The sequence below is a fragment of the Corynebacterium sp. 122RC1 genome (genome assembly GCF_024580955.1).
In the GTDB taxonomy this organism is placed as follows: domain Bacteria; phylum Actinomycetota; class Actinomycetes; order Mycobacteriales; family Mycobacteriaceae; genus Corynebacterium; species Corynebacterium kozikiae.
Genome location: NZ_JANIKD010000017.1, coordinates 24,775 through 45,320, shown reverse-complemented (window position 1 = coordinate 45,320; position 20,546 = coordinate 24,775). Strand labels below are relative to the sequence as shown.

Sequence of the window (20,546 nt, the reverse complement as noted above, 5' to 3'; positions counted from 1 at the left end):
CACTAAGGGGCACCGCCTTTTGCTTTGCTCGTTCTCAAGCTCCCGGCATCTTCGGGTGGGATTATCCGCCGCTGGTCACACGGTAGACGTCAAACACCCCTTCAATGTTGCGCAGTTGGGTCATGAGAGAGCCCAGTTGTTTGGTGTCAGATACGGAGAAGGTAAACCGTACGGTTGCAACGTGATCGTCGGAAGTGTGTGAGTTCATGGCCACAACCTGCACGCGCTGCTCATTGACCACCCTGGTGAGTTCCATGAGCAGGCCGTCGCGGTCGAGTGCCTCGAGCTGCAGCGTGGCGGCGAATGCGCTACCCGTGCCTTCTGCGGCCCAAGCAACCTGGATGAGGCGCGCGGGCTCTTGCTTGAGCTTTTCCGAGTTGGTGCAGTCCGTGCGGTGGACCGAGACGCCGCCGCCGCGGGTGACAAACCCAAAGATCTCATCCCCAGGCACAGGCATACAGCACTTGGCCAGTTTTGCCATAACGTCTGGGCTGCCCTCCACGAGAATCCCGTTGGAATCAGAGGTCAAGGCCTTCTTGTTGACCAACTCGCTGAACGGTGTGCGGGAAACCAGGGTGTCTTCGGCTTCGTCAGCATCACCGAAGGCGGCCATGAGGCGCGAGGCCACGTGGTGGGCAGACACCGAACCGGAGCCAATGGCGGTGTAAAGCGCATCGATGTCTGGGTAGTGCAGCTCGGTTGCCACGGCCTTCATGGACTGCGCCGTGAACAGCCTGTGCATGGGCAACCCGCCGCGCTGCACCTCAGCGGCCAGGGCATCGCGGCCCGCCTCCAAGTATTCCTCGCGGCGCTCCTTGGCAAACCACTGGCGGATTTTCGCCTTTGCGCGCGGGGACACCACGAAGTCCTGCCAGTCTCGGCTTGGGCCCGCGTTGGGGTCTTTGGAGGTGAAGATCTCCACCTTGTCCCCAGACTTCAACTTGGATTCCAGGGCAACGAGCTTGCCGTTTACCTTCGCGCCGATACAGCGGTGGCCCACCTCGGTGTGCACGGCGTAGGCGAAGTCCAATGGGGTGGCATCCACGGGCAGATTCACTACGTCACCCTTCGGGGTGAACACAAAGATCTGCTGTGAGGTGAGGTCGTAGCGCAGAGAGTCGAGGAACTCGTTCGGATCAGCAGCTTCCTTCTGCCAGTCCAGCAGTTGGCGCATCCACGCCATCTGGTCTACTTCAGCCTGCTCAGAACCATGGTTGCCCTTGGTTTCCTTGTAGCGCCAGTGCGCCGCGATGCCAAACTCCGCGTTGTAGTGCATCTCATGGGTACGCACCTGGACTTCCAGCGGCTTGCCGGCGTCCCCCATCACCGTGGTGTGCAAAGACTGATACACGCCGAACTTCGGGGCGGAAATGTAGTCCTTGAAGCGGCCGGGCATCGCATTGAACATGGAGTGCACAACGCCGATCGCGGCGTAACAATTGTTCACATTGTCCACCAGGATGCGGATTCCCACCAGGTCAAAGATCTCATCAAAGTCTTTGCCGCGCACGATCATCTTTTGGTAGATGGACCAGTAATGCTTTGGTCGGCCCATGACATCGGCCTCGATGTGGTTTTCTTTCAGTGCCGCCTGAAGCTGCGAGGTGATTTCTTTAAGGTAGCGGTCCCTGGAAGGCGCGCGGTCTGCAACCAGGCGCACCACTTCCTCGTACTTCTTTGGGTAGAGGATGGCAAAGGAGAGATCCTCCAGCTCCCACTTCACGTTTGCCATACCGAGGCGGTGTGCCAGCGGCGCGATCACCTCCAGCGTCTGGCGAGCCTTCTTGGCCTGCTTCTCTGGCGGGAGGAAACGCATGGTGCGCATGTTGTGCAGGCGGTCTGCAACCTTGATTACCAAAACCCGGGGATCCTGGGCCATGGCCACGATCATCTTGCGGATCGTCTCCGCCTCAGCCGCAGCACCGAGCGCCACTTTGTCCAGCTTGGTTACACCGTCCACCAGGCGGGCAACCTCCGCGCCGAAGTCCTCGGTGAGGTCATCCAGCGAGTATTCGGTGTCCTCCACCGTGTCGTGCAGCAGCGCGGCTACCAACGTGGTGGTGTCCATGCCGATCTCCGCAGCGATGGTTGCCACGGCCAGCGGGTGGGTGATGTACGGCTCCCCAGATTTCCGGAACACACCCTCATGAAGGCGCTCGGCGGTGGCGTATGCGCGGGACAACAACTCAGCGCTCGCCTTGGGGTGAAACTCCCGGTGAATGCTGAGCAGCGGTTCGAGCACAGGGTCAATGCGTACTCGGCTGCCGGTCAGGCTGCGCGCAAGCCTTGCAGACATGCTCAACACAGAATTGCTCTGCTTTGCTGGACGCTTCTCACCAGTCATTTCTTGGCCTTCCCTCGCTATCCCTCACACCAGTGTGGAGTGTGCCCAACCGCGCACCACTGTTTTACTGTTGCTGATTGACCACCACGAGCGGGATCCCCTCAAGGTTTTCCCGCCCACCGAGGCCTTTGACCTCCAGCACCACGGCGCAGGCCACAACTTCACCGCCACACGCGTCAATGAGCTGGCGCGCAGCATTCAACGTACCGCCAGTAGCCAGCACATCATCAACGAGCACCACACGCTTGCCTTGCAACTCCAGGCCTTCTGCAGGCAGTTCGAGCGCGGCGCTGCCATACTCCAGGTCATACTCCTGCGTGTGCACTGGCGGCGGCAGCTTCCCCTTCTTGCGGATCGCAAGGATTCCAGTGTCACAGCAGTACGCCACCGCGGAGCCCAGCAAAAATCCGCGCGCATCCAGACCACCGATCAAATCCGGGGAGTAGGGCTCTAACGACGCGCACAGCGCATCCACCACGAGCCGAAACGCGGCGGGGTCCGCGAGCACGGGTGTGAGGTCCTCAAAAACCACACCTGCCTCCGGAAAATCAGGGACGAATCGCGTACGTGCAGCGATTGCTTCCTGTGCGCTCTGGTACATCCTTGGCCTACTCACTTTCTGTTGCGTCACGCCAGCGGCCCATGTTCCAACCGATGCCGGAAAGATCTGTATTACTCACAACGTTACCTACGGCGCGGTGCGTCACATAGACACGGGGCTGGGCAGCCAGTGGGATGGTGTTCACTCGCTGCCAGGAATCCCGCTCTGCATTTCGCGCGGCTTCCAAGTTTGTGCTGGGAGTAGCAATTTCTGGGAATTCTGCCATAGGGTCAATCGCCTGCAAAATCGCATCTGCGCTGCCCTCAGCATAGGTTTCGTACCCCCATTCGGAGATGTACGTGCGGCTCAAATCACCAAAGGTGTGGGCTTGCTCAGAAACGTCCACCACCGTGATTCCCGCCTGCTCGCAGGACACCCGGATCGCCTCCACCATGGCTGCCTTGCGTGCGTCGGGAGCCTCATAGCCGATCCTCACGGTTTGTCCTGCGAGACCCCTGGCGTAGTCCATGTTTGTGTGGCGGTGCGGCTCGATGATGTCACCCATTTGTGCCACCGCTGGATCGCCGCTGCGCACCGTGCGGGCAAAGAGGGGCTCCACCTTGACGCCCGAAATGCGGGAGGATTCCGCGGCCACAGTGTGTTGGTCTACACATGCGGCGAACTGTCGGCGCGCCTCCTCGTCATAGAACAGCCCGGATGACCCGAGGACTAACTGCTCGGTGAGGATGCCGGAGATGAGCTCAACGGCAAAAGGATTCTCTGGATTATCCCGGTCCAACCAAGAAAGGTCCACCGCGGATTCCGTATCCACCACCCGTAGGTCACCGGACTCGCGCAGCGCCTTCAAGTCTGCCGTGCGAGGCCACATTTCGACGTGACTCAGAGGTGCAGCACCGCCGTTGAAAAGGTCATTCCTTTCCAGTACCACTTCACCCTGCTCCCCCACGGACACAATCTTGAACGGGCCGTAGGAAACCTGAAGTTGCGGGTCGAAGGAAGTCAGGTTGAAGCCCTCGCGCCACACCTGAGCGATTGGCTCGAGCACGGCTTCATCACCGGACTTCAGCGTGGTGTTGAGCTCTTCCAAGCTCATCCCGAGTTTGGCCGCCACAGCGTGCGTAGGCAGCAGCACACCAGGGCCGAACAGTTGGCGCCAGCGCTCACCGAAACCGGGTTTGAAGGTAACGGTAGCGGTACGCGTGCCCGCTGGACATTCCACGCGGCTGATCTGTTCCATCATGGGCAAGTGGGCATCAAACAACTGCGGATGCTTCCCTGCGGTGACCGCCAAGAGAAAAGAATCGCAGGTCACTGGCTGACCATCTGAGTATTTGGCCTCAGGGTTGATGCGATAGACCACCTGCGGCTCGCTTGCGGGAAGCACGCTGGTTTCCGCTAAGTCAGTGTTGGGGATCAACTGCCCTTTGGGCCCCAACACATAGGTCCCTGGGTACAAGCGCCCGGCGATTACCTGGGCGTTACTCGCTGACCCCTCATTGGTTCCCGCGTTGGTGGTACTTAGGGCGCTATCGCTGACGTAGGTGAAGTGGTCCGTCTTTTGTGCTTGCTCCTGTTGGGAGCCCATCCCACAAGCAGTTGCAAACACGCCCACCGCTACCGTTACGGCGCATAGCGCATGAGCGCGCTTCTTCCCATGGGTAAAGGGCAACACTACCTCCAGTGGTTTAGCGAGACAGGCAGAAACACGGTGCGGGGATACCGCACACAGCCTGCAGAAATTATAAGCCGCCATTAAGAAAAAGCCCCAATCCCAAGAGTAAGGATCGGGGCAACAGCTCCGGCTGAGCTGTGAACCGGTTCTAGGACCGCGTGGCCTAAGACGGACGGTCAGGGCGCCAGGATGCGCCGGCAGTCTCTCCGGTTGAATTCACCGTGCGGGTGGCAGGCGACACCACGGAACGCTTCACCGTTTGGGATGCGGTTTCCTGCACAGGCTGTGCCTCCCCAGCAAGCGCCGCCGCAACCTTTGCATTGTGCTCACGGGTTTCCTTGGTGCGGTTCTTCAAGCTGACCAGCATTGGGGTGGCCAACAGCACGGAAGACAAGGTGCCTTCGATCACGCCGATGAGCTGGATCACCGCGAGGTCCTTCAGCGTACCCACCCCCATGAGCCACACCGCGATCACCATGAGTGCCACGATTGGCAATGCAGAGATCACGGTAGTGGAGATGGAACGCATCACGGTCTGGTTTACCGCAAGGTTGGCATGTTGGGCATAGGTTGTTCTGAGATTGCCCAAATAGCCCGCGGTGTTTTCGCGGACCTTATCAAACACAATCACTGTGTCATAGAGGGAGAAGGCCAGAACCGTGAGCAGACCGATCACGGTTGCTGGGGTGACCTCAAGGCCAAAGATCGCGTAGATGCCGCCGATGACCACGATGTCCACGACCAACGCAGCAATTGCCGCAATGGCCATCTCTCGCTCGAGGCGCACCGTGATGTAGACGAACACCGCCGCAAGGAAGACCGCCATGGAGATCAACATGCGCTGAGTAATGGTGGAACCCCAGGACTCGGACACAGTTGAATCACCCACGGCGTCTGGGCTTGGCTCCCCATTGACGTCGAGTGGCTGGTACTCCTCGTAGAGCGCTTGCCGGGCCTGGGCGATCTGATCCTCGCTCAACCGCTCAGAGTTGATTTCCAGCACTCGGGTATCGCCGGAACCCACAATCTGCACCTGCTCGGGGACCACACCGGTTGCTTCCTCAAAGGTTTGGGCAACCGCTGTGGTTTCCAGATTTGCAGCGGGCATGTTCAGCTTGGTGCCACCCACAAAGTCAATGCCCAGCGTGAAGCCACGAATCACAATACCCAGAATGCACACCGCCATGATTGCGGCGGTAGCCCAGTACCAGGTGCGGCGGCGAGATACGAAGTCAATGCCACCGGCACCGGTGTAGAGATTTTCCAGAAAACCTTTCTTGCTCATTGCGTTACTCCTAGTTTTCTGTGCTTACGTTGGTGCTTACGATGGTTGCTGGGTGTGCGTTGCTTGGCGCGCTGGTTGTAGCTGCCGCAGCGGTAGCTACCTCGCGCGCTGCCCGGCGCTCCTGAGCCAGTTTGAACACTCGACCCATACCATTTGCGCTTGGCTTTGCAGTCCATGGCTTCCTGGAGGCAAGCACCACCAGTGGTGCGGTGACCAGGAAGGTCACAACAAGGTCAAAAACGGTGGTGATGCCCAGGGTGAAAGCAAATCCCTTGACGTCACCAACTGCCAGGAAGTAGATGATCACTGCACCAATCAGGGTGACAGCATTACCGGTCACGATGGTTTGCTTTGCTCGATCCCATCCACGCGGCACCGCCGAACGGAAGGTTCTGCCGTCACGCACTTCATCCTTGATGCGTTCGTAGAGCACCACGAAGGAGTCTGCGGTGGTGCCGATACCGATGATTAAACCAGCGATACCCGCGAGGTCTAGCGAGTAGCCAATCGCGCGGCCAAGCAGCACAATCATGCCGTACACCAGCGCGAAGGATAGCACCAGAGACACGAGCGAGATCACGCCGAAGAAGCGGTAGTTCACCAGAGAGAACACGGCTACCAAGATGAAGCCCACCAGGCCGGCGATGAGGCCCGCTTCCAGGGAGGCGATACCCAGGGAGGCGGGAACCGTGGTGGTGGTACCACCGGACTCGCCATTTTCACCAGCAAAGCTGAGTGGCAGCGCACCGTACTTCAGGTTGTTGGCCAGCTCTTGGGCCTCAGTTTGGGTGAAGTCACCCGTGATCGAGGTTGCCGAGCCCACGGGAGTTGCCGCCTGGATAACAGGCGCGGAGATCACCTGAGAGTCGAGGGTGATCGCAATCTGCTGCCCCAGGTAGGTGGTGGTGAGGTCTGCCCAGGTAGCAGCGCCCTGGTCTCCGCCGTCAGACTTGAAAGAGAAGCTAATCTCCATCTGGCCGGTGGTTGGGTTGAGGCCACCGGTAATCGGGCGATTGGAATCAATTTCATTGCCCGTCAATCGGGTGCCGTTTTCCTCATCGGTTTGGCCGAGCAGCAGCGGCGCTGGGGCGAGTACATAGCTCTGCCCCATCGAAGGGTCACAGGTGACCAGCGGCAGACGAGGATCATCGGTACCCTGCAATGGGTCGGGCTGATCGGAAGTGCACTGCATCAGCGATGTGGCTGCGATCTGGGTGGTGCCGTCGGTAGACTGCCGATCTTCCTTGAGCACCTCCAAGCGTTTGGTGCGCAGTTCCTCAGCCTCAATGGAGTTGCGTGGTTCCGTGGGGGCCTTGGCACTGACGGTTGGGGCTTCGTCGGTGGTGCCGTTTGCCGAGTTGAGCTGGGTGGTGGTGAGGGTGAGGGCAGCGTTGGCCTCGTCGGGCGTCAGAGCGCCCACCTCGACCCAGCGGTTTGCCATGGATTCCAGCTCATCCATGAGGTTGGTGAGGTCAGCCTGCCCGGGAGCGGAAACCGGACGGAAGAGCAACTGGGAAGTTTGGCCGAGCGCTCGGGCCTGAGAAGTATCTTCACCTGGGACGGTGATCACCAGCGTGTTGCCGTCTACCACCACGTCGGCGCCGGAGACACCCATGCCATTGACACGGTTCTCCAGGATCAGGCGGGCTTGCGCGAGCTGCTCCTCAGTTGGGTTCTGCCCCTGGGGAACGAGCGTCACCCTTGTGCCACCTTGGAGATCAATACCCAGGCGCGGGGTGAGACTGCGGTCACCTGTGAGCAAGACGAGCGCATACACCAGCGCCAGAATGGCGAAAAACAGGGCTAATGCCCTTTTTGGCCAGCCCTTCCACTGTGAACTCGCATTCTTCGGCTTCGAAGACAATGCAGTTTCTCCTTACAAATGAACAACATGTCCCGCAGGGAAATCCTGCAGGGATGTACCCGCGCCACAAACGCTATTTTCGCTCCTTGCTCCATTGCAAGACGGCGCGGAAAAACACACAAAAGCACATGGTACGGCATGAAGCTCAAAGCTCGTGAACTCACACAGTCTTCATGACGCCCGCACTCTTGCTACTTTTGCTCAGCCCAGTGAAAAGTATTCCGGTGAAAAGCCATCACCGGACAGGAGTGCAAAGGAAATGAGCAACAAAAAGCACGGCACCATGATCGCCTAGATCGCAGTTCCGTGCTGATTTGTGAGCCTCCAAGGTTGGGCCGATCATCATGCTCGGCCCAGAGGCTTATGTTACGGCTGATCGTTGTTTTCTGGATGGCGGCCTTCTACTGGCTGTGCTTCTTCCGCTGCCGCCACGGAGCCGTTGGCGCGTGAAAGGTTTTGCACCACTGCGAACTTCTCCCAGGTAGACACCACACCGGGCGAGATCTCCAATGTAACGGTTTCCCCAGTGACCGCCAGTACGGTTGCGTGCAGGCCGGCGGTGGTCACAATCTTGTCGCCTGGGGCCACGCTTTCTTGAATGGCGCGAATCTCATCAAGGCGGCGCTTCTGGCGGCGCTGCAACAAGAAGGAGGGCAAGACCAACACGGCCAGCAGGATGACGAGCAAAAAGATACTTTCCATAGCTCACCAGTGTGCCAGTTAAGACGTGAAGCCGCATCCGCCACCTAGATCAACGTACCGATGGTCCCTTCTGGCGGCGTGAGCCCCAGGTGCTCCCAGGCGGCGGCCGTGGCAACGCGCCCACGGTGAGTGCGGGCAATCATCCCAGCGCGAACCAGGTACGGCTCGCACACTTCAGCCACAGTGGAAGGCTCCTCCCCCACGGCAACGGCCAAGGTGTTCACACCAACGGGTCCGCCACCGTGGCCTTTAATGAGTACTTCCAAAACCGCCCGGTCAAGGCGATCAAGGCCCATCTCATCCACATCGAAGACCACGAGCGCCGCCCGGGCGGCACCGAGGTCGATGTGGCCGCCGCCGTGAACTTCAGCAAAGTCGCGCACGCGGCGCAGCAACCGGTTGGCAATACGCGGAGTGCCACGGGAGCGTGAAGCAATTTCGACGGCAGCATCAGGGTCAATACTCACACCCAAAATTCGGGCGGCACGGCTGACCACCTCAGTGAGATCCTCGGTGTTGTAGAACTCCATCTGCGCAGTAAAGCCAAATCGGTCACGCAGGGGGCCGGTGAGCATGCCCGAACGGGTGGTCGCACCTACCAGGGTAAACGGAGCCAACTCCAGCGGAATTGAGGTGGCACCGGGGCCCTTTCCGACGATCACATCAATGCGGAAATCCTCCATCGCCATATAGAGCATTTCCTCCGCCGGCCTGGACATCCGGTGGATCTCATCAATGAACAGCACGTCGCCTTCCATGAGATTGGAAAGCATAGCCGCAAGATCACCCGCACGCTCCAGCGCTGGGCCCGAAGTCATGCGCAAACTCGTGCCCAGCTCATAGGCAATAATCATCGCGAGCGTAGTCTTCCCCAGACCCGGAGGCCCCGAGAGCAACACATGGTCTGGCGTCACACCACGCTGCTTCGCCCCGGCGAGCACCAGGTTGAGCTGATCACGGACCTTCGGCTGCCCGATGAACTCCTCCAGGCTACGCGGGCGCAGCGTGGTCTCCGCATCCTGGTCTGGCGGCTGTAGGTTCGGGGAAATAGCATCGTTTTGGCCCAAAGGCGTGCCCTGACCGGTACCAGCACCGCCACCACTTTGGCTACCACTTTGGCCACGCAGGTGCTCAGGCAGGCGGAACTCAGTTTTTTCTACGTTGCTCAACGCTGCCTCCTGTATGGCTCAAACAATTCCGCTTCCGCGAACATGCACACCAGCTTACTTCCCGGAGCCCAGCACGCTGAGCGTTGCGCGCAGCGCGGCTGAAGTATTCAGATCTGGCTGCTCCGCCAACACCCCTTCAAGCGCCGGAACCGCCACCTTTTCAGCAAACCCGAGCCCAACCAGGGCCTCCAGCACCTGCGCGTGCACCAGCGGAGAACCGGGAACAGCCACCGTAGCGCCCTGGGGAGCGCTTTGGGGGGTATTTGGCTCGGCCGCATACTGTGCAACCTTGTCTTTCAGATCAACAATCATGCGCTCTGCGGTGCGCTTTCCCACACCCGGCACTCGCTGCAGCGCCTTCGCGTCGCCAGCGGCGATCAAGGAGGCAATGTCCTCCGTGCTGTACACCGCCTGGGTGGCAAGGGCCAGACGAGGGCCGAGGCCAGAAACGGTTTGCAACAGACTGAACATTGACCGGGTAGCAGCATCCAGGAACCCAAACAAGGTTTGGGAATCTTCGCGGACAACCATGGTGGTGAGCACAAATGCCTCTTCGCCCCGCTGCAGCCGTGCAAGGGTATTTGGCGATGCCAGCACCTCGTACCCCACGCCATTGCATTCGATGACTGTGTGGTCCAAGGCGATGTCCTGTACCGTTCCGCGCAGGGAGACGATCATGTCAATTCCATTTCTTCTCAGGTCAAATATCGGGTTCTAGCTCCGGCTACGAGCCAGTGTTCCACGTTTGGGAGTGGAGTTTGCGCTGTTCTTTCTCTGCGGCCAGGAGTTGCTGTTTGGCTTTGCCGAGCTTGCCCTGTTGGCGTTGCGCCTGATCGTGGGCAATCTTTTGGGTGTGGATGAGTGGGGCTCGCCAGCAGTGGCACACGGCGAGTGCGAGGGCGTCGGCAGCATCCGCCGGCTTCGGCGGGGAACCAAGGCCCAAGATCCTGGTGATCATGGCGGTCATTTGCTTCTTGTCCGCCCGCCCGTTGCCGGAGATCGCCTTCTTCACTTCACTCGGCGTATACATGTGCACCGGGATTCCCCGTTGTGCGGCTGCGAGCACCAGCACGCCCACGCCGTGGGCGGTGTGCATCACGGTGGAAACGTTGCCGCGCTCGAAAATACGCTCGATGGCCACCACATCCGGACGATATTCATCCATCCAATCATTCACCGCATTGGATAGGTCCAACAGCCTGTCCGGCAGGTCACCGCCCACTTCGGTACGCACCACTCCCACCGCCACGGGGATCACTTGGCGGCCGCGTCCTGCCTGCACCACGGAAAGGCCGCATCGCGTGAGGCCTGGGTCTATCCCCATGACCCGCAGCCCTTGAATATTCATTGCGACCCTTTCTGCGTGTGCCTCAGTTGCGGCGCATCACCAACACAACTTAGCACACATATGCGAATATCTGGGCAAAGCGTAGGTGCCTACCCCAAGTTTCGCAAAACGGGGCAGGCACCTAGGCTCAAACCAGAGCTCGGGCTAAAAAATTAGTCCTCAAGCTGCGCCAGCACGTCCTCGCTAAGGTCCATGTTCGTGTAGACGTTCTGCACATCATCGGAATCTTCAAGGGCATCGATGAGACGGAAAATCTTGCGGGCACCGTCAGCATCCAGCGGCACCAGCACGTCAGCACGGAAGTCGGACTCAGCCTCCTCAACCTCAATGCCGGCATCGGCCAGAGCTTCCTTGATCGCAGGCATGTCACCCGGCGCGGAGAGGATTTCAAAGACCTCGCCCACCTGGACTACTTCCTCAGCCCCGGCGTCGAGGACCGCAAGGAGGAGGTCATCTTCACTCAGATCACCCTGCTGCACGGTTACCACGCCGCGGCGGTTAAACATGTAGCTCACTGCACCGGACTCGGCCATGTTGCCGCCATTTTTTGACATGGCGGTGCGTACTTCGGTGGCGGCGCGGTTGCGGTTGTCGGTGAGACATTCAATCAGCACAGCAACGCCGTTGGGGCCGTAGCCCTCGTACATAATAGTCTGCCAGTCAGCGCCGCCGGCTTCTTCGCCGGAGCCGCGTTTGCGGGCGCGCTCAATGTTGTCATTGGGCACGGAGGCCTTCTTGGCCTTGCGGATCATATCGTCCAAGGTTGGGTTAGCCGCTGGGTCACCACCGCCGGTCCGTGCCGCAACCTCGATGTTCTTGATCAGCTTGGCAAATTCCTTGCCACGCTTTGCGTCGTTTGCGGCCTTCTTATGCTTGGTGGTTGCCCATTTAGAGTGGCCTGACATAGCGTTCCTTGTCTCCCTTATCCTTGATGCGCAGCGACGTGCAGCCGGACACCGCACGATTCGCTACATTTCGCTGTGGCGATTATACGCGATCCACACCGAACCCCATTACTTGGGTTCATTGAAGAACCGTGTGAGCCCTTCTTGCGTGACCACCGCTACCAGCTCACCGGCATGGTTGAATACTTGCCCCTGGGTCAGCGCACGCCCATGTGCGGCGGAGGGGGAAACCTGGTCATAGAGCAACCATTCGTCGGCGCGGAATGGGCGCAGGAACCAAATCGCGTGGTCCAATGAGGCCATCTGGACCTTTGCCTTGGGATGCCGCGCGATGGCGGAGTGGAGCAACGTCATGTCAGACATGTATGTGAGCGTGCACATGTGGAAGTTTTCGTCATCCGGCAACGTGTTTTTTGCTTTGAACCACACGAGCTGCCGAGTTGGTGGCGTCGTTTCTGCTCCCTGGCCCTCAGGCTGTGCTACCCGCAGGTCAAAGTTCGTCCATTCCCCGAGCAGCGCGCGCTGGCCTGGGGTGAGTCCCTGCGCCGGTGGGAGTGAATCCGGGTCGGCCACGTTGGGCATTTGGTCGGAGTGGACAATGCCTTCATCACCGCGGATGTGGAAGCTCGCGTGCATATTGAAGATGACCTTGCCGTCCTGAATGCCCGCGACTTGGCACACGCTGAAGCTGCGGCCTTCACGCAACGTTTCTACTTCAAAAATGGTCGGCTGCTTGGGATTTCCCGGGCGCAGGAAGTAGGAGTGCAGCGAGTGCAGCTTGTAGGCGGGGTCCGCGGACCGCGTGGCGGCTACCAGTGCCTGGGCGGCCACCTGGCCACCGAACGTCCTGGTAAACAGGGAAGGCACCACGGGGCCGCGGAAGAGGTTGCGGTCGATTGTTTCCAGGTCCAAGACCTTTTCAATCCCATTTTCAAAGCCGCCTTCGGGCACCTTCGGCCGGGGTTCGGCCGTGCGCTTCTGTTCGCGATCCTCGAGTTGCGCCATCACAGTCCACCTTCCTTCTCTCACCTGCGTGCGATGTTACAGAAACCGCGTGCCAACCGCCGGATTGAGTACACATCGCTATGATCTTTGCGTGCGCAACTCCTCATCCGCGGCCGTCACGCCATCCGCGAGCAAACCCCGCCCGCCCCTGCTGGGTCGCACCTGGCTACAGTGGCTGGCTTGGGTGTTGGCCAGGGCTGTGCTGGGCTTTGTCACCACACTCAACCTCATGCCGCTCGGGGACGTGAAGTACTATTTCACCAATCTGAACAGCTCCGATCCTGCTGCTCTGCGCGAATATCCCCTCACCGGCCTACTTCCGGCGATGACAGCCAATGCGTTCGCCGGTCAGAATGAAGAACACTTCATCGCAGCGTTCATTGGGTTAGTGCTGCTTTTCGACGCCGTGTTTCTCCGCTCACTGCAGTACGGCAAGCGCGGCGGGGTTCCGACGTTGGCTGCCTGCTGGTTCTGGATAGTTTTCCCACCGCTGCTGGCACACCTGCACATTCTTCGCCTGGATAGTTTCACCGCGGTGGTGGTGGGTTGGGCTGCAATGGCGTTGTTCCGTTTTCCCGCGCTGGCGTCAACATTGCTCGCTTTTGCCACCACAATGAAACTTTGGCCCGGTGTGTTGGGTGTGGGGCTGGTGCGAGGCTGGCGGAACTCCACAACATGGGTGTCGGTAGGCACGTTCGCGGCAACGCTGCTTGCGCTGTGCGCGAGCATCTGGGTGTTCTTTGGCGCTGATCGGGTACTTTCCCCGCTGGATTACCAAGGTGACCGCGGCCTGCAAATTGAGTCCGTGGCCGCAAGCCCACTGATGGTGCTGCGCTACTTCCACCCCGAAACCTGGACGGTGAGCTACGCACCTTCCAAGAGCTTTGAGATTTTTGGCCCCCACGTAGATCTGGCGATCACCATCACGGACGCTGCCACGGTGGGCATGCTAGCCTTCGCCATCGGGTGGGCGCTGTGGAGCCTGTTCCGTGGGAATGTTTCCCCTCAAGCCACCCTGGCGCTGTGGATCGCTCTGATTTTCCTGCTGCTGTGCACCAACAAGGTATTTTCCACCCAGTATGTGCTGTGGCTGGGCCCCATCCTGGCAGTGGCGTTGCAAAACATGCCTCGCAGTAAGGCGCTGAGCACGCTGGTGTGGGGCACCATGGGAGTTGCCGTGATGTCTTTGCTGGTCTACCCGTTTATGTACAACCAAATACTGAACCCAGAGCTGGGCGGTTCTCTGCTGCAACCGGCGGTGCTGGCAGCACGCAACCTCCTTATCGTGATCCTCACCGTGGTCGCTGTAGCGTGGGCGATTCAGGAGGCCAGGCGCGGCACCCGGACGCCTAAGAAGGACTGGAAGGACTAGAAGGGCTGGCAGGGCTGAGCAGTTCAAAATACTCGGGCAAGCTGGCTGTTCCACCGAGGCGCATCACCCGGACCAAGGGCCTCGTGCGAAGCGCGCGGGTATCTGCCACCGCGTCGTTGTAAAAGCGCACCGCAAGGTGCAGGCGGGCTTCGGCGTCTGTGAGAGCCGCTGGCACCTTTTCACCAAGATCCTCGATGGCCTGAGAGATGGGCCACTCCCTCTCCCCTCGCTCAGCAAACGTGGCGTAGCGCAGTTGCACTGCCTGGGCTTTTGCCGCTTGTCCTGCACTGGAAGGAATCAGGGCCGCGCTCAAGGCGGCGCGGCGATCCAATGCGGCCTGGAGGGCCTGGAGGGCGGCGTCGGTACGAATGTGCAGCCTGTTCAGGCGCTGCGCCGTGTTCCAAGCCCAGCCCAAAAACGCCGTGATAAGCACAGCGAGGAGGACCAAAAGTGCAGTGCTCATTTACGCCTCTACCTTCTCATCTGCCACAACAGTTTCATACACCCTGGTGATCAGGGTGGCTACTCGCTCCCAATCGTAGAGCTGCGCGCGAAGCTCCCCCGCGCGTTGCAGAGCCGCACGCTTCTGCGGGGAATCGATCAGACTGCGCAACACGCAAGCGAGGTCCTTGGGGTCACCGTTGCGAAACAGCATTCCGGCGGGTTGCTCACCTTGGGCGTCGCAGACCGCGGCGAAGGCTTCGAGGTCACTGGCAACCACCGCGCAACCCGCGGCCATCGCTTCCACGAGCACGATCCCAAAGCTCTCCCCGCCAGTGTTCGGCGCAACGTAAATGTCCGCTTGTGCCAGCAGCCTCGCCTTTTCCTCATCACTCACCCGGCCAGCAAAACGCACCTCTACCCCAGGTGAAACTTGGTGCGGCGCCAGCGGAGGTGGCGTGCCGCCGCCCATCACCGTGATCGTGGCGGGACGCGCCAAATATCGCAGGGAGTCCAGGAGAATCTGCAGACCTTTGCGGGACTCGCCAAGGCGGCCCAAGAAAGCGATCTCCACTGGGCGTTCCTGTGCCGGCGCCGCAGTTCCGACGTCCATCAATGCCTGGCGATACATCTGCGTATCCACGCCGTTGGGGATCAGCACCGGATCCCCGCCAAGTTGTTCCACCTGCCAGCGCCGCGCCATTTCCGATACGGCAATGCCGCCGCGGATCTTCTCCAGCGAGCCGCGAAGCAACGGCAGCGCCACTTTCAGCAACTTCGATCCGCTACTCGACGCATGGTAGGTGGCAACAATCGGGCCCCGTGCCAGCCTCAAGGCAGCAAGCGAAAAGCTAGGCGAGTTCGGCTCATGGATATGCAGCACATCAAAATCGCCCTGCTGAATAAAGCTGCGCACCCGGCGAAACACCTGGGGCCCAAAGGCGAGTCTTGCGACGGAACCGTTGTACGGAATCGGAAAACTTCGCCCACCTTTTGTGACAAACTCCGGCACCTGGGTCTTGGCCGAACACGGACCAATGACCTGCACCTGATGGCCCCTACGGATCAGGATCTGTGCCAGATCGAGGATGTGGGCTTGTACTCCCCCGGGTTCGTCGAAAGAGTACGGGCACACAATACCGATGCGCATGCGGTCTTATTCCTCTTCTGGTGGTGCTGGCTGGTGACGCGTCACGAGGCTGGTCATTCAGCGTCACGCTTTAGGCCACGAGCGTAGCGGCGTGAGTCAAGATCGGCAATCCACAATGGTTGGAGCATGTGCCAATCCTCGGGGTGAGCTGCAATGTTGCTTTCCATGATGTGGGCCACTTGCCGCATCGCGGATTCCAGCCCCTGCTCGCCTTCCGCGGTGGGGACCTGCTCAGAGATGCTAAAGCCCCACCCATCGGGTTCAAACCAGCAGTGCACCACATGCAGGGCCGCACCGGTTTCCTGCGCCAGCTTCACCGCACCAACCGGCATTCGCGCAGTTTCACCAAAAAACTCCACTTCGTGGCCCGTAGCCTTGAGGTCCCGCTCCCCCAGCAGACACACCACCTTGCCTTCACGCAGGCGCTGGCGCAGGACGTCGAAAGGTCGCACTACTCCGCCAGTGTGCGGGAGGACCTCAAAGCCCAAGGATTCCCGGAAGTCCACGAATGCTTGGTACAGCCGCTCTGGTTGGAGACGTTCGGCAACGGTGCTAAACGTTCCAAGTTCATGGACCAAGTACACCCCGGCCATATCCCAGTTACCGGAATGAGGAAGGACCAGCACCACCCCTTTGCCCTGGGCAAAAGAATCGCGCAAATATTGCTCCCCTTGCACCACCTGGCTGAGCTTGGAAGTGACCCGCGCATACGCCTTGGGGCTGTGCACCATGGACGGCAGGCGGAACGCCTCCAGCCAATACCTTGCATAGGAGCGCATGGAGGCCTGCACCAATGCATCATTCACTTGGTCCGACCCCACCACCCTGGCAAGGTTTTTGCGCAACTGCGGAAGCTTGCGGCCATTGCCACTTGCCAGGTCCGCACCGAATTGGAAGAGTTTTTCTGCCACAGGTAGCGGGAGGGCACGCACCAGCCGCCAACCTAAAAGGTATGCCTGGGCTGCGAGTTCCTGGCGCACTTGTGTGGGCGCACCCAGTGGAAATTTTGCCATGCCCGCTATGCGCTTTCACCGGAGGTGGTTTCCGCGCCGGCAGGTGGTGCGGTCTTTTCATTGGCCAGCGGTGAGTTCGCCGCCATGTGCAGGCGCTGTACCACCGTGAATACGCTGCCGACGGCAAGGAGCCAGAGGGCAACGTCGATAGCGTAGGGAACGCCGAAGCCCTGCAGCCCCAGGCCGCCAAGGCCCAAGATGAGCCGCTCTGGGCGCTCCACCAAACCACCAATCATGGTGAATCCAGAGGCCTCGCCGCGGGCTTTTACGTAGGAGATCACTTGAGAGCACACCAGCACCACCAATGACGCGACCACCAGAGCGGGGTGTGCCTGGTAACTGTAGATCAGCCACCAGGTGATTGCGGCAAACAGGGCGCCGTCGGTAAGGCGGTCACAGGTTGCGTCAAGCGTTGCGCCAAATTTTGTGCCGCCGCCGCGCAGCCGCGCCATGGTGCCATCAATCATGTCAAAGGCGGCGAAGAGCCCGGAAAGAACCGCGGCGGCAACCAGATGGCCGGTGGGGATCAGCACCACTGCAATGGCGATGGTGATGACGGTTCCCACCAAGGTGATCGTGTTCGGCGTGAATCCCACCTTGAGCAGCGCTCGCGCAACCGGCTCCACCACCACTGCAGCGGGCTTTCGCCCGCGCACACTAAGCATGAGCTTCTCCGTTTTGGGCAGCATCTTTGGGGGATGCTGGAGCTTCGGGGGCTGCTGGGGTTGGGGGGAGGTTGACCCAGGCATCCGCCAGTAGCGCGCGGGTTTCTTTCAGTGTCTGTGGGAGCACCTTGGTGCCGTCGATCACCGTCATGAAGTTTGCATCCCCGCTCCACCTGGGCACGATGTGCATGTGCAAGTGCTGCGCAACCGATCCTCCGGAGGCGCGACCCAAGTTAAAGCCGGCATTGACCGCGTCGGGACGCGAAACCTCCTTGAGTGCCCTGATTGCCCTCTGTGCGAACGCAAGCAGCTCGTGGGACTCCGCTTCGGTGAGCAATTCGAGCTCCGACACCTCGCGGTATGGCACCACGAGCATGTGCCCAGGATTGTAGGGGTACAGGTTGAGCACGCAGTAGACGTGCTCGCCCCTAGCCACGATGAGTGACTCCTCATCGGAATGCTCGGGCAGGGACACAAAGGGATTGCGGCGGGACCCGCCTGGTGAATCCGCGGCGTCTTTGACGATGTACGCCATGCGGTACGGGGCCCACAGCCGAGTGAGCAAATCGGGCGTACCTGCGCCTTGGTCCACATAGGGGCCCGCTTCCGGTTCTCCATGTGAAGCCGTGTTCGGCGATTCCGCACCCATGATCCCAACCTTTCCCTTTAATGACACCTGTTGTGGGCTGTACTGCCTTGAGACTTGCCTTTAGGCCAGGGCTTCCTGCACATTCTCTTCCGTTGGCTGCTCATTGTTGCGCTGCGCAACCCACGAGGCAATCAACTCCACAGCCTTGTCCGTAGGAACGCCATTGACCTGGGTGCCATCGAGGAAGCGGAAGCTCACGGCGCCAGCTTCAACGTCGCGCGCGCCGGCGAGCAGCATGAACGGCACCTTGCCGGTGGTGTGATTGCGGATCTTCTTCTGCATGCGATCATCTGAGGTATCCACCGTTGCACGAATACCTTTTTCGCGCAGCGCCTTGGTGACTTCCTCCAAGTGCGGAATGAAAGCGTCCGCAACAGGAATACCGATCACTTGCTGGGGAGCGAGCCACGCAGGGAACGCGCCGGCGTAGTGCTCCAGCAGCACGCCGAAGAAACGCTCGATAGAACCGAACAAGGCACGGTGGATCATGATCGGCTTTTTCTTGGTGCCGTCTGGGGCGGTGTACTCCAGATCAAAGCGCTCCGGCAGGTTGAAATCCAACTGAACCGTAGACATTTGCCAGGTGCGGCCGATGGCGTCACGCGCCTGCACGGAAATCTTCGGCCCATAAAATGCAGCACCCGCAGGATCTGGCACGAGCTCAAGGCCGGAATTGGTAGCAACTCGCTGGAGGATCTCCGTGGAGTGCTCCCAGATCTCATCCGAACCCACGAACTTGTTTGGGTCCTTGGTGGAAAGCTCTAGGTAGAAGTCATCCAGCCCGTAGTCCTTGAGCAGGGAAATGATGAACTCCAAGACCGTGGTGAGCTCTGCTTCAAGCTGATCCTCGGTGCAGTAAATGTGCGCGTCATCCTGGGTGAAGCCGCGGGCGCGGGTGAGGCCGTGGATCACACCTGACTTCTCGTAGCGGTACACGGTGCCGAACTCGAACAGGCGCAGCGGCAGCTCGCGGTAGGAGCGTCCGCGGGACGCGAAGATCAAGTTGTGCATCGGGCAGTTCATTGGCTTGGCGTAGTAGTCCTGCGCCGGCTTGGTCACGTTGCCATCTTCATCGTGCTCGCCGTCAAGCTGCATTGGGGGGAACATGCCGTCCGCGTAGAAGTCCAGGTGGCCGGACTTTTCAAAGAGATCACCCTTGGTGATGTGAGGGGTGTTCACAAAGGAGTACCCGGCAGCAATGTGGCGCCGCCTGGAGTGCTCCTCCATTTCAAGACGCACAATGCCGCCGTTGGGGTGGAACACGGGGAAACCAGAGCCGATCTCATCTGGGAAGCTGAACAGGTCCAGCTCCGAGCCGAGGCGTCGGTGATCGCGCTTCTCCGCCTCCGCCAGCATGTGCTGGTATTCATCCAGGGCTTCCTGGGATTCCCACGCAGTGCCATAGATACGCTGCAGACCGGCCAGGGATTGATCACCCCGCCAGTATGCGGCGGAGGAACGGGTGAGGGCGAACGCTGGGATGTACTTGGTGGTTGGTACGTGGGGGCCGCGGCAGAGGTCGTACCACTCCACTTCACCGGTCCGCGGGTTGAGGTTGTAGTAGCCCGTGAGCTCGCCGGCACCGACCTCGGTGGCCTCGTCGGAGTTGGGATCAACGTTGCCCTTGTCCTGGATGAGCTCAAGCTTGTACGGCTCATTCTTCAGAGCCTCGGCGGCTTCCTCTTGGGAGGCGTAGACGCGACGCTCAAACTTCTGCCCCTGCTTGATGATCTTCTTCATCCGCTTTTCCAACGTCTTCAGATCTTCTGGGGTGAAGGGTTCTGCTACGTCAAAGTCGTAGTAGAAGCCGTTTTCTATGGCTGGCCCGATGCCCAGTTTTGCGCCTGGGAACTCCGCCTGCACAGCCTGCGCCAGAACGTGGGTGCAGGAGTGGCGGATCACAGCGCGGCCTTCCTCGGAGTTTGCTGGCACAGGCGTAACCACGGTATCAACCTCGGGGACAAAGGAAAGGTCCTTGAGGTTACCCTGCTCGTCTTTAACGCAAACAATAGCCTCTGGACCCTTGTTTGGCAGTTCTAGCTCACGCATAGCCGCACCGGCAGCGGTTCCTGCTGGGACGGTGAAGGCGGGCAATGGTTGTGCCGTGATGTGTTCTGAAACCATGGAAGGTCGCGCTCCTTTACTGCGCTCATGCGCACCCGTCATACCTGGACGAGTACGCTACGAAAAGTGTGTTTGCCCAGCACCCACCGCAGGATTTGGCGTCGCCGAAAAGCCACGGGGCTCAATCCCCTTGCACGCAGCTTTTCGGCGCCAAAAGGCGTAGTGCATGTTCAACTTCCCCACTCTACTTTCCGCACGCCAAGGGCACAAAGCTATGCCCCTCAATCGCGGAGGGCTTGGTCGAGAGTGGCGAGCCAAAAATGCCGGGTCAAATGC

The 20,546-nt window shown here is 60.0% G+C and carries 18 protein-coding genes; 1 reads left to right on the top strand and 17 read right to left on the bottom strand.

Features of this window, described 5'->3' with window-relative positions; translation table 11 throughout:
• Positions 1-61: 61 nt before the first annotated feature.
• The 11 genes from NQ050_RS08835 to NQ050_RS08785 all read right to left on the bottom strand — a co-directional run bounded on the left by NQ050_RS08835 (position 62) and on the right by NQ050_RS08785 (position 12,856).
• Positions 62-2,344, bottom strand: a complete 2,283-nt coding sequence (locus tag NQ050_RS08835; protein ID WP_257038931.1) for a bifunctional (p)ppGpp synthetase/guanosine-3',5'-bis(diphosphate) 3'-pyrophosphohydrolase — start codon at positions 2,342-2,344, stop codon at positions 62-64.
• Positions 2,345-2,408: 64 nt separating this feature from the next.
• The gene (locus NQ050_RS08830) at positions 2,409-2,945 is read right to left on the bottom strand and encodes an adenine phosphoribosyltransferase (RefSeq protein ID WP_257038930.1); all 537 of its coding nucleotides are present in this window, start codon (positions 2,943-2,945) and stop codon (positions 2,409-2,411) included.
• A gap of 7 nt (positions 2,946-2,952) precedes the next feature.
• Positions 2,953-4,491: an ABC transporter substrate-binding protein gene (locus NQ050_RS08825; RefSeq protein WP_257038929.1), complete on the bottom strand. Its 1,539-nt coding sequence runs from the start codon at positions 4,489-4,491 to the stop codon at positions 2,953-2,955.
• Between the two features lie 250 nt (positions 4,492-4,741).
• Positions 4,742-5,863, bottom strand: coding sequence for a protein translocase subunit SecF (gene secF / locus NQ050_RS08820; RefSeq protein WP_257038928.1), 1,122 nt, complete (start codon positions 5,861-5,863; stop codon positions 4,742-4,744).
• Between the two features lie 10 nt (positions 5,864-5,873).
• A complete protein-coding gene (gene secD, locus NQ050_RS08815) occupies positions 5,874-7,664 on the bottom strand; it encodes a protein translocase subunit SecD (RefSeq protein WP_373456409.1) in 1,791 nt (596 codons plus the stop codon).
• A gap of 429 nt (positions 7,665-8,093) precedes the next feature.
• On the bottom strand, positions 8,094-8,429 hold the full coding sequence (yajC, locus tag NQ050_RS08810; RefSeq protein WP_257038926.1) for a preprotein translocase subunit YajC: 336 nt from the start codon (positions 8,427-8,429) through the stop codon (positions 8,094-8,096).
• A gap of 44 nt (positions 8,430-8,473) precedes the next feature.
• Positions 8,474-9,598 (bottom strand): Holliday junction branch migration DNA helicase RuvB, encoded by a 1,125-nt coding sequence (gene ruvB, locus NQ050_RS08805; protein ID WP_257038925.1) that lies wholly within the window; start codon positions 9,596-9,598, stop codon positions 8,474-8,476.
• A gap of 54 nt (positions 9,599-9,652) precedes the next feature.
• Complete coding sequence (gene ruvA, locus NQ050_RS08800; RefSeq protein ID WP_257038924.1) at positions 9,653-10,276, bottom strand: Holliday junction branch migration protein RuvA; 624 nt, start codon at positions 10,274-10,276, stop codon at positions 9,653-9,655.
• A 46-nt stretch (positions 10,277-10,322) separates the two neighbouring features.
• Positions 10,323-10,946, bottom strand: coding sequence for a crossover junction endodeoxyribonuclease RuvC (gene ruvC / locus NQ050_RS08795; protein ID WP_257038923.1), 624 nt, complete (start codon positions 10,944-10,946; stop codon positions 10,323-10,325).
• 152 nt (positions 10,947-11,098) lie between these two features.
• The gene (locus NQ050_RS08790) at positions 11,099-11,851 is read right to left on the bottom strand and encodes a YebC/PmpR family DNA-binding transcriptional regulator (RefSeq protein ID WP_257038922.1); all 753 of its coding nucleotides are present in this window, start codon (positions 11,849-11,851) and stop codon (positions 11,099-11,101) included.
• 108 nt (positions 11,852-11,959) lie between these two features.
• Positions 11,960-12,856, bottom strand: a complete 897-nt coding sequence (locus NQ050_RS08785; RefSeq protein ID WP_257038921.1) for an acyl-CoA thioesterase II — start codon at positions 12,854-12,856, stop codon at positions 11,960-11,962.
• Between the two features lie 91 nt (positions 12,857-12,947).
• Between NQ050_RS08785 and NQ050_RS08780 the strand changes: the two genes are divergently transcribed.
• On the top strand, positions 12,948-14,228 hold the full coding sequence (locus tag NQ050_RS08780) for a DUF2029 domain-containing protein (protein WP_257038920.1): 1,281 nt from the start codon (positions 12,948-12,950) through the stop codon (positions 14,226-14,228).
• Here NQ050_RS08780 and NQ050_RS08775 read toward each other — a convergent pair.
• From NQ050_RS08775 to thrS, 6 genes are read right to left on the bottom strand one after another with little or no spacing between them, the layout of a single operon-like run.
• Positions 14,206-14,691, bottom strand: a complete 486-nt coding sequence (locus NQ050_RS08775; protein ID WP_257038919.1) for a hypothetical protein — start codon at positions 14,689-14,691, stop codon at positions 14,206-14,208. The genes NQ050_RS08780 and NQ050_RS08775 overlap by 23 nt on opposite strands.
• Positions 14,692-15,819 carry a glycosyltransferase family 4 protein gene (locus NQ050_RS08770; RefSeq protein WP_257038918.1) on the bottom strand — a complete coding sequence of 376 codons (1,128 nt, stop codon included), beginning with the start codon at positions 15,817-15,819 and terminating at the stop codon, positions 14,692-14,694.
• Positions 15,820-15,872: 53 nt separating this feature from the next.
• On the bottom strand, positions 15,873-16,832 hold the full coding sequence (locus NQ050_RS08765; RefSeq protein ID WP_257038917.1) for a phosphatidylinositol mannoside acyltransferase: 960 nt from the start codon (positions 16,830-16,832) through the stop codon (positions 15,873-15,875).
• Positions 16,833-16,837: 5 nt separating this feature from the next.
• Positions 16,838-17,497 (bottom strand): phosphatidylinositol phosphate synthase, encoded by a 660-nt coding sequence (gene pgsA / locus NQ050_RS08760; protein WP_257038916.1) that lies wholly within the window; start codon positions 17,495-17,497, stop codon positions 16,838-16,840.
• The gene (locus NQ050_RS08755) at positions 17,490-18,146 is read right to left on the bottom strand and encodes an HIT domain-containing protein (RefSeq protein ID WP_257038915.1); all 657 of its coding nucleotides are present in this window, start codon (positions 18,144-18,146) and stop codon (positions 17,490-17,492) included. Before NQ050_RS08755 ends, pgsA begins: the two co-directional genes overlap by 8 nt.
• A gap of 60 nt (positions 18,147-18,206) precedes the next feature.
• Positions 18,207-20,270 carry a threonine--tRNA ligase gene (gene thrS, locus NQ050_RS08750; protein ID WP_257038914.1) on the bottom strand — a complete coding sequence of 688 codons (2,064 nt, stop codon included), beginning with the start codon at positions 20,268-20,270 and terminating at the stop codon, positions 18,207-18,209.
• Positions 20,271-20,546: the final 276 nt, after the last annotated feature.